Annotated in this window: 3 protein-coding genes and 2 pseudogenes; 1 reads left to right on the forward strand and 4 read right to left on the reverse strand. The window is 30.5% G+C overall.

Going from position 1 to position 5,486, the window contains the following annotated elements:
* Positions 1 to 143 precede the first annotated feature (143 nt).
* From V5787_RS09935 to V5787_RS09945, 3 genes and pseudogenes are all read right to left on the reverse strand, one after another.
* A pseudogene (locus V5787_RS09935) lies at positions 144 to 236 on the reverse strand (IS1595 family transposase); the annotation flags it as partial.
* Between the two features lie 233 nt (positions 237 to 469).
* Positions 470 to 1,777, reverse strand: a complete 1,308-nt coding sequence (locus V5787_RS09940; RefSeq protein ID WP_336893079.1) for a leucine-rich repeat domain-containing protein — start codon at positions 1,775 to 1,777, stop codon at positions 470 to 472.
* 329 nt (positions 1,778 to 2,106) lie between these two features.
* Positions 2,107 to 3,177 carry a DUF3810 domain-containing protein gene (locus tag V5787_RS09945; protein ID WP_336893080.1) on the reverse strand — a complete coding sequence of 357 codons (1,071 nt, stop codon included), beginning with the start codon at positions 3,175 to 3,177 and terminating at the stop codon, positions 2,107 to 2,109.
* 524 nt (positions 3,178 to 3,701) lie between these two features.
* Here V5787_RS09945 and dnaB point away from each other — a divergent pair.
* A complete protein-coding gene (dnaB, locus tag V5787_RS09950) occupies positions 3,702 to 5,219 on the forward strand; it encodes a replicative DNA helicase (protein WP_336893081.1) in 1,518 nt (505 codons plus the stop codon).
* 131 nt (positions 5,220 to 5,350) lie between these two features.
* On the opposite strand, the pseudogene V5787_RS09955 reads toward dnaB, so the two are convergent.
* Positions 5,351 to 5,486, reverse strand: a pseudogene (locus V5787_RS09955) (IS1595 family transposase); the annotation flags it as partial.

The raw sequence follows: 5,486 nt of genomic DNA on the forward strand, positions 1-5,486 counted from the left end.
GATATAACTTTTAGTCTTTTTTTCTTGCAATAATGTTTCAATTACCACACGTTCTTTTAATGATAATCGGCTATGTTTTTTTGCTTTCATACAACAAATCTAAGATTTTGATTTGTTGCGTTAAGTTCTTGAATTCAAGCAGACCATTTTATTTTGGCTAAATAAGCTTTACATGATTCATCATTTGGCAGTTCTTTTATAAAACTCAGTATATTTTGACCTTGAAAAACATCCATATCTGTTATATTTAAGGACACTAAGATACAGAAACTAAATGACTAACTTAGTAAATTTAAATACCAAGCTATAATAAATATGTTACTTTAAGTTTTATATTTCATTCTAATCGAAATATCAATAATTATATTGAATCTTAAAAACATCTAATACCAATTAGATAATTAAATGATGCAATAATAATAATATACTATAAAACTTGTAGCATGCTTATATTTCCATTTTCTTAAATTTAATTTATATCCGCCTCGGTAATAGATTTAAATTCTTTCCAAACTCCTGCTAATTCATAGTCACCTTTTGTTCCCTTTGGTACGGTTAAAGCAATATTACCTAAAGTAACACCCTCAAAATCAATTGAACTTATAGCTAATGGTATTTGACAATTTACCACTACACTTATTAAATTTAAACAATTAGAAAAGGCATAATCACCGATACTTTTTACACTCCCTGGAATAGTGACATTAGTTAAACTACTACAACGAGCAAAAGCATAATCAACTATACTTATTACGGATTCTGGAATACTGACACTTAGTAAATTTGAACAATCAGCGAAGGCAGAACTCCCTATACTTAGTACACTTGTTGGAATACTGACACTTAGTAAACTTGAACAATTTTTAAAAGCTCTACTTTCTATACTGGTTACACCTTCTGGAATACTGACACTTAATAAACTTGAACAATCAGCAAAAACACCTTCTTTTATACTATTTATAGCAGCTGGGATACTGACATTAGTTAAACTTGAACAACCTTCAAAAGCTCTACTTTCTATACTGGTTACACCTTCTGGAATACTGACACTTAGTAAATTTGAACAACCTGAAAAAGTACTGTATTCAATTCTTATTACACCAACTGGTATACTAATATTGGTTAAACTTGAACAACCAGCAAAAGAAAAACGCTCTATACTTATTACATCATCTGGAATACTGACATTCGCCAAGCTATAACAACCTTGAAAAGCATAAGAACCTATACGGGTTACAGCAGTAGGAATACTGACACTCGTTAATTTTAAACAGCCTGCAAAAGTACCAGACTCTATACTTGTTACTCCATCTGGAATACTGACACTTAGTAAACTTGAACAACTCTTAAAAGTACTCTCTTCTATACTAGTTACGCCATCAGGAATACTGATACTTATTAAACTTGAACAACGATAAAAAGTACTAGATCCAATACTTATTACACTATCTGGAATACTGACACTTAGTAAACTTGAACAATCAGAAAAAGCACTAGAACCTATGCGCATAACAGAATCTGGAATACTGACACTAGTTAAGTTACCACACCACCTAAAAGCATCTTTACTTAAACTGGTAATTGTATAAGTTATCTCGTTATCTAGTATCGTTTCTGGAATTGTTAATGCGCCTGTTGGACAAGTATTATATTTTGCTACTGATACGTATTTATTTTCTGTATCTATGATCGTATAGTTTAAAACTCCATCATTAAAGTTTTGTGCTTGACCAAATTTAAAACAGAAACACAATAAAACGAATAGGTACTTTTTCATAACTATAATATAATTTTTTAGTAAAATTACATAAAACAGCAGCTTTAGACTAAATATTTCACCAAAATATCTAAGATAATATTGATAAAAAATCACAGAACTCTGAATTATATTTTTGAGTTGAATTAAGCAATCTAATTAAACCAAAATGATTAAAGTACCTTGAAGATAAATTTAGGTTTTCAAAACCCCAAACATGGCTTAGCCACAGGAAAAACAGAAACTAGAACCTCTTTTTTATTTATCTAAAAACATAATCCAATCTCGCATTAACGGAGAATCAATCGACTTTTTGTATTATCAATAGAAATGCACAACAGAAAAAAAATCTATGTTTTTTGATTTGAATAATGCAATAATAGATCTACCATATAACTATAACTTTTTATTCCTGATTTCTGTCGGTTTGCTTTAAGATATATATTGTATGTTTTTTTAAATAATGGTTCGAAAGGATTTTCATATTGACTCCAAAATTCATTAGACTCTCTAAGGTTTAATACAACCCCATAATTAAGGCTCTTTACGGCTGTTTTGTAAAGCCCTTCGTCTCTCTTATTCAACTCATTCAAAAGGTATTTTAGTGCTGTAATATGTCCTGCCAACTTAAAATAAGCATCCTCATGTGAAGTACTCGCCAGATACCCAATAAAGTTAGCCTCGTTTTCTGCGGCATAACCTATTTGGTGTGCAATTTCATGACTCGTAGTAAACGCTAAAGTATACATTGGAATTTTTGAATTTATTTGAGCCTCTCCCGAAAAAGGATTTATATACCCAGCAAAGCCCATATAGGTTAAAACAGTACTTAAAAGAGAATGCTTAACCGACGAGACTTTATACCTAAAATATTTATGCTTTTTTCCTAATTCAGTATACCCACTTTTAGCCATTTTATAAATTTCTCTCCTAGAATATGGAACCACATAAGCAAGACTGTCATCCTCTACTACAGTTTGATGTAGCTCATTAATTACCTCAACTGTTTTTAAAGTAAAATTATTTAATAACTTTGTACTATATTCTTCCTTTTCAATATCTAATTTAGTAGCTAAGGGAACTCTATAATAATTCATTCCCCAACCTAAATAAAAGAAAAAATAAAGCACTGATAAGGTAGCTCCTACAGAAAGTCGATACGATCTTAAATCGCTTAATTTATCTCTAAATAAAATATAAATAAAACGAATAAAAAGCAAAAAGAATATCCCATATAATAAATCACCTACACTAAAAGGAATCCAACCTAAAGAGGTTCGATAAAAAAGAGAAATCACTTTATATATCCCATTGGAATAATATTTTTCTATAGTATTTGGAAAACGTGATATGATTTGCACAAAAATTATTTGTACAATCAAAAAATTCGATAAATACCGCGCTAATAAGTCGTCTTTCATTAAGTTAATTTAAAAGTATTGCCAACAACATATCCAATCAAAAATCATGTCACATTTTAAAAAATTCTTACTTTCTAAATGAATTTTGGTGAAATTACATTTTTTCTAGCAATCTGTTTTCTATTTATAAAATAACACAAATATATTTTGCATCAAAAAACAGACCGAAAATTATAAGAAACTGTCTATATTAATTAATGCTTTGTAGAAGCGTACCTTGTTTATAAAGAGTTTTAAACATATAATATCAATTTTATTTTTAAATGGCGTGATAGTAATTAGGAATATTTTTTATTCAAATAAGCAGTAAAAAACTGTTGCATAGCACTGCTACGGTTTTATTTTTATGTGAAATATGAATGAAGTAAGAAACGAATTTAATGCGTCATTTAAATGTTAAAATGATATATACCTGCGCCATTAAAATTATTATTAACAAAAAATGACTTTTATAAACAGCTATGTGTACAAATAAAATGCTCTAAAAAATAAAAGAATAGAATTAATAATTTAATTTTGCTGTCATGGAGCAAACAAGAGCGATAAAAGGGCGAAAAATTGATAAAAGCAGAATCATTAATCTTGAAAAAGGAAAAATACCACCACAGGCATTAGACTTAGAAGATGCTGTTTTAGGCGCAATGATGATTGATAAAAAGGGAATAGACGATGTAATCGACATCTTACATCCAGAAGCTTTTTATAAAGAAGCGCATAAAGAAATTTATGATGCTATCTATAGCTTGTTTCAAAACTCCGAACCTACTGATTTACTTACCGTTTCTAATCAGCTTAGGAAAAACGGAAAACTAGATTTTGTCGGTGGGGATTTTTATTTGATTGGCTTAACTCAAAAAGTTGCTTCTTCTGCCCATATTGAATTTCATGCTCGTATTATTATTCAAAAATATATTCAACGTAGACTTATTAGTATTTCTAGTGAAATTATTGAACAGTCTTATGACGAAACCATCGATGTTTTTGACTTATTAGATAATGCCGAATCTAAACTTTTTGAAGTTACTCAAGGGAACTTAAAGAAAAGTTCTGAAAGCGCAAAAGACCTTGTACAGCAAGCGGTAACTAAAATCCAAGAGATAGGAAACCAAGAAGGAATGAGTGGATTAGAAACTGGTTTTACCAAATTAGATGCTCTTACCTCTGGTTGGCAACCTTCTGATTTAATTATTATTGCCGCCCGTCCTGGTATGGGAAAAACAGCCTTTGTAATTTCCATGGCTAAAAATATGGCGATTGATTTTGGACACGCTGTAGCTTTGTTCTCTCTTGAGATGTCATCAATTCAGTTAATTACTCGTATGATCTCTAGTGAAACGGGGTTGACTTCAGAAAAATTACGTAAAGGAAACTTGGAGCCACATGAATGGGAGCAGTTAAATGTAAAAGTAAAAAACTTAACAGATTCTCCTATTTTTATTGACGACACACCTTCATTGTCTATTTTTGATTTACGTGCAAAAGCTCGTCGTTTGGCTTCTCAGCACGGAATTAAAATTATTGTTATTGATTATTTACAATTGATGACAGCAGGTGGAGCTGCCAATGGAAATCGTGAACAAGAAATATCTATGATTTCACGTAACTTAAAAGCGCTGGCAAAAGAATTAAGTATTCCTGTAATTGCCTTATCTCAGTTGTCTCGTGCAGTAGAAACACGTGGAGGTTCAAAAAGACCTTTATTATCTGACTTACGTGAATCTGGTGCAATTGAACAAGATGCTGATATTGTATCATTTATTTTCCGTCCAGAATACTACGGCCTTACAGAATGGGATGATGATGATCATACTCCTTGTGAAGGACAAGGAGAATTTATTGTGGCAAAACACAGAAATGGTGGTTTGGCAAACATCCGTTTAAAATTTACTGGACACCTAGCAAAATTCTCTGATTTAGAAGAAGGATTTGGGAATGAATTCCATTCAAAAATGAATGATTTTAATCAAGAGATATCTTCAAATAATCTTCCGAGTGCAGATGATGCTTTTGGAGCGCCTGATGCTGATGATACGCCCTTTTAAATATTAGTAATTAACAATTCATGCATCTCTGTTTTTAAATAAACAGATGCATTAATTATACCAATTTTATTTTTAACTGACGTAATAATAATTTGGAATGTTTTTTCTTTAGGTTAAATAAAAAATCTGAGCTATACGCCTAGTGTCTGTTTTGTGTTTTTTTGATATTTAGGTTTTTGTAGTACCATTCTAAGAATTGTTTTATGAAAAATGGATTCTTTGTATTGTGACCTATTAATTCTAAAACAAAATTCATCAAAGTAAGCT

The organism is Flavicella sp. (assembly GCF_037132785.1).
Lineage (GTDB): Bacteria > Bacteroidota > Bacteroidia > Flavobacteriales > Flavobacteriaceae > Flavicella.

Bases quoted from the DNA above. Each gene is read 5' to 3' on its own strand.
- dnaB (WP_336893081.1), top strand. From the start codon at position 3,702: ATGGAGCAAACAAGAGCGATAAAAGGGCGAAAAATTGATAAAAGCAGA.
- V5787_RS09945 (WP_336893080.1), bottom strand. From the start codon at position 3,177: ATGAAAGACGACTTATTAGCGCGGTATTTATCGAATTTTTTGATTGTA.
- V5787_RS09940 (WP_336893079.1), bottom strand. From the start codon at position 1,777: ATGAAAAAGTACCTATTCGTTTTATTGTGTTTCTGTTTTAAATTTGGT.